General features: G+C 69.4%; 5 protein-coding genes and 2 pseudogenes. 3 read left to right on the top strand and 4 right to left on the bottom strand.

What is annotated here, in order from left to right; all coding sequences use genetic code 11:
- On the top strand, nucleotides 1-273 hold a 273-nt coding region (locus ACWELQ_RS41925), incomplete at its 5' end, for an ATP-binding cassette domain-containing protein (RefSeq protein ID WP_452402543.1).
- A gap of 72 nt (nucleotides 274-345) precedes the next feature.
- Here ACWELQ_RS41925 and ACWELQ_RS41920 read toward each other — a convergent pair.
- Entirely contained in the window at nucleotides 346-876 is a 531-nt protein-coding gene (locus ACWELQ_RS41920; RefSeq protein WP_452402544.1) for a GNAT family N-acetyltransferase, read from the bottom strand.
- Between the two features lie 26 nt (nucleotides 877-902).
- The gene (locus ACWELQ_RS41915; protein WP_452402542.1) at nucleotides 903-1,826 is read right to left on the bottom strand and encodes an MFS transporter; all 924 of its coding nucleotides are present in this window, start codon (nucleotides 1,824-1,826) and stop codon (nucleotides 903-905) included.
- Here ACWELQ_RS41915 and ACWELQ_RS41910 point away from each other — a divergent pair.
- A pseudogene (locus ACWELQ_RS41910) lies at nucleotides 1,827-2,501 on the top strand (nicotinate phosphoribosyltransferase); the annotation flags it as partial.
- Here the strand turns inward: ACWELQ_RS41910 and ACWELQ_RS41905 are convergent.
- Both ACWELQ_RS41905 and ACWELQ_RS41900 read right to left on the bottom strand, forming a co-directional pair.
- Nucleotides 2,431-2,754 carry a hypothetical protein gene (locus ACWELQ_RS41905; RefSeq protein ID WP_452402541.1) on the bottom strand — a complete coding sequence of 108 codons (324 nt, stop codon included), beginning with the start codon at nucleotides 2,752-2,754 and terminating at the stop codon, nucleotides 2,431-2,433. The pseudogene ACWELQ_RS41910 and the gene ACWELQ_RS41905 overlap by 71 nt on opposite strands.
- 38 nt (nucleotides 2,755-2,792) lie before the next feature.
- Complete coding sequence (locus ACWELQ_RS41900) at nucleotides 2,793-2,996, bottom strand: hypothetical protein (protein WP_452402540.1); 204 nt, start codon at nucleotides 2,994-2,996, stop codon at nucleotides 2,793-2,795.
- Between the two features lie 134 nt (nucleotides 2,997-3,130).
- Here ACWELQ_RS41900 and ACWELQ_RS41895 point away from each other — a divergent pair.
- Nucleotides 3,131-3,275 (top strand): annotated as a pseudogene (locus ACWELQ_RS41895) (nicotinamidase); the annotation flags it as partial.

Genomic DNA, 3,275 nt, shown 5'->3' with positions numbered 1-3,275 from the left:
GGCCTGTTCCGCCCGTCGGAGCTGACCCTGCGTGTGGGCGAGTTGTCCTTCGGTCAGCGCCGCCGGATCGAACTGGCCAGGCTGGTCACCGATCCGGTGGATCTGCTGCTGCTCGACGAGCCGACCAACCACCTGTCCCCGGCGCTGGTCGAGGACCTCGAGCAAGCGCTGGACGGCTACTCCGGCGCGGTCGTGCTGGTCACCCACGACCGGCGCATGCGGGAGCGCTTCCAGGGCCGCCGCCTGGAACTGGTTGGAGGAGATACCGTCTGACATTCACCACCAGTGCCGCATGGCGCTCGCTGGCGGTGCCGTATGCCGCTCGCATGCGTGCCGCATGAGCACTCAGAATCGGTGTCGCATGACGTAGTCGTGGTGGAGTTGGGCACCGACGGTGAAGGTCTTGGTTCCCGCCACGGTGAACCCGTGCTTGCCGTAGAACCGCTGGGCGCGGACATTCTGCTGGTTCACGCCCAGCCACACGGCGACGCTGCCGCCGGTGCGGGCGGCGTCGAGCCCGGCGCGCATGAGCGCCGCGGCCGCGCCGCTGCCGTGGCGGCCGGGCAGCACGTACATCTTGCTGAGCTCGGTCACCGGCCGTTCGGTGATGACGGCGGCCACGTCGGGATCGGCCGGTGCCATCGCGTTGAGCAGCGCGTACCCGATGATCTCGCCATCGTGAACCGCCTTGAGTACCAGCCGGTCCGGATCTCCGAGATAGTCGTGGAACCGTCCGGCGGAGAGGTTGGCGGCGATGAAGGCGGCCTCGTCGGCGGGCGTGGACCCGGGCGGGCAGGCCAGCGGGAATGTCACCGCCGCCACTGCGGCGAGGTCGTCGGCGTCGCCGGTGTCGGCCCGGTCGATGATCGTGTCGATGGCTGCGGAATCGCTCACCGCCCCAGTCAAGCAGGTTCGGCGGCGGGCTCGGTGGCCGAGGGGCTGGTGGTGGCCCGCGGGTGGAAGATGACCGCGAACCCGATCAGCACCACCGCGAACGCGAGCGGAATCGAGAATCCGGCACGCAGATTCGCCGCGTCGGCGACCACGCCGACCACCGCGCCGCCGACCAGCGTGCCCGCGTAGTTGAACAGATTCAGGCGCGCGATGAGCGCGTCGAGGTCGCGGCCGCTGGTGAGTTGCCCGGCCTCGCTGAAGCACAGCGGCGCGATCACCGGCAATCCGATTCCGGCGACCAGGAATCCGAGGATCGCGACCACGGGTCCCGGCGCGGAGACCACGATCGCCAGGCCGACCGAGCCGACGGCCGCGGCCACCCGCACCACCGTGCGCGGCCCGAACCGCCGCACCCACAGATCGCCGGTGAGCCGCCCGAGCAGCGACGCGCCCTGATAGGCGGCGAGCGCGAGCGCGGCGGTCGATGAGGAGGACAGCAACTCGTCCTTCAGATACAGCGCCGACCAGTTGCCCACCGCGAGGTCGATGGCGAAGGCCAGCGCGATCACCACGCCGAAGAGCAGGAACAACCGCGTCGGCACCGAGCTGGCCGGTTCCCCTTCGGCCGGACCGGCTTCCGCGTCGTCGCTGCCCAACAGGCGCGGTCCCGCCGCCAGGCACCCTGCCGCCACCACCGCGGCCGCGATGATGATCGAGGCCCACAGCGGCACGTGCAGCGCCTCGAACGCCGCCACGCACAGCGCGCCGAGGATCGAGCCCGCACTCCAGGCCGCGTAGAACGACACCAGAATGAACCGGCCATAGCCGTGTTGAATGAACACCGCCTGCATATTCGTTCCGGCGTCCACCATGCCGACCGCCACGCCGTACACCCCCAGCGCCACGAACGCGCAGATCAGGTTGGGTGACACCGCGACGAGGCGGCGGCCTTCCGCAGCCAGGTGCAGGCGCTGGGCGTGGGCACCACGCTGCTGGTGGACACCTTCGACATCACCCGTGGCGTCGACACCGCCATCGAGGTGGCCGGGCCCGAATTGGGCGGCGTGCGCATCGATTCCGGCGATCTCGGCGTGCTGGCCCGGCAGGTGCGCGATCAGCTGGACGCGCTCGGCGCGGTGCGCACCCGCATCGTGGTGTCCGGGGATCTGGACGAGTACGCGATCGCGTCGCTGCGCGCCGAACCGGTCGACGTCTACGGCGTCGGCACCTCGCTGGTCACCGGGTCCGGCGCGCCGACCGCGGGCATGGTCTACAAGCTGGTCGAGGTGGAGGGCATCCCGGTGGCGAAGCGCAGCTCCCACAAGGAGTCTCGCGGCGGCACCAAGCGCGCGGTGCGGCTGGCCCGACGCACCGGCACCATCGTCGAGGAAATCGTCTACCCCGCTTCCGCTTCCGGCCCCGACACCGACGGCTTCGAGCTCCGCGAACTACAGGTGCCGCTGGTGCGCGACGGCGAGGTGCTCGGCGATCAGCCGACCCTGGCGCAGAGCCGCGAACTGGTGGCCAAGGGCCTGATCAGCCTGCCGTGGGAGGGCCTGAAACTGTCGGCGGGTGATCCGGCGATTCCGACGACATTCCAGGGCTGACCCGCCGCTTCCACCAGTTGGTCACCGCGATCGACCCGGTGACCACCGTGATGAGCACCACCTTGCCCGCCACGCCCAACCATCCGACGACATGTTCGAGCGCCGCGAACACCTTGATGTGGGCCAGGACGTGCGCGATATTGCCCAGCCACTCCCAGCCGTCCAGCGACACCAGGGTCGCGACGAAGGCCACGATCGTGGTGTAGGCCAGTGCCCTCGGAATCCATGCCCTCCGGAACACGACACGGTTCATTGCTCGGCCTCCCTACCGATGCGGATGCGCCGTCCGGGCTATCGCCGGGCGGCGAACCGCCGCGTCAGCACGTACCAGAGCGCCGCGACGATCACCGCTGTTATCGCGGGAAGGACCGGATGGTGCAACGCGTAGGAGAACATCCCGCCTGCGGCCACGCGCCCGTCGATCAGCGCGCTGAGAGCGTTGGCGATGGAGAAGGCCACGAACAGCAGTAAGGCCATGACAAGGGCGCGCCTCATGTAATACCCCTGGACCGAGCAGTAATACCCATGGATCGAGCAGTGCCGCGTGGACCGGCCGACGACCGGGCGGCACAATGCAATACGAGCGGTATGCCGCCGTGGTTCATCCGCAGATTCCGGGAGGTCAGCCCATGAGCCGAGCCCTGATCGTCGTCGATGTGCAGAACGATTTCTGCGAGGGCGGATCGCTGGCCGTCGCGGGCGGCGCGGCCGTGGCCGAGCGCATCACCGAATACCTGGATGTGTCCGATTACACCGCGATCGTCGCCACCCGCG

It is taken from the genome of Nocardia sp. NPDC004722, assembly GCF_053601505.1.
The sequence above is the reverse complement of the archived record's forward strand: the minus strand, read 5'-3'. Positions and strand labels throughout refer to the sequence as shown.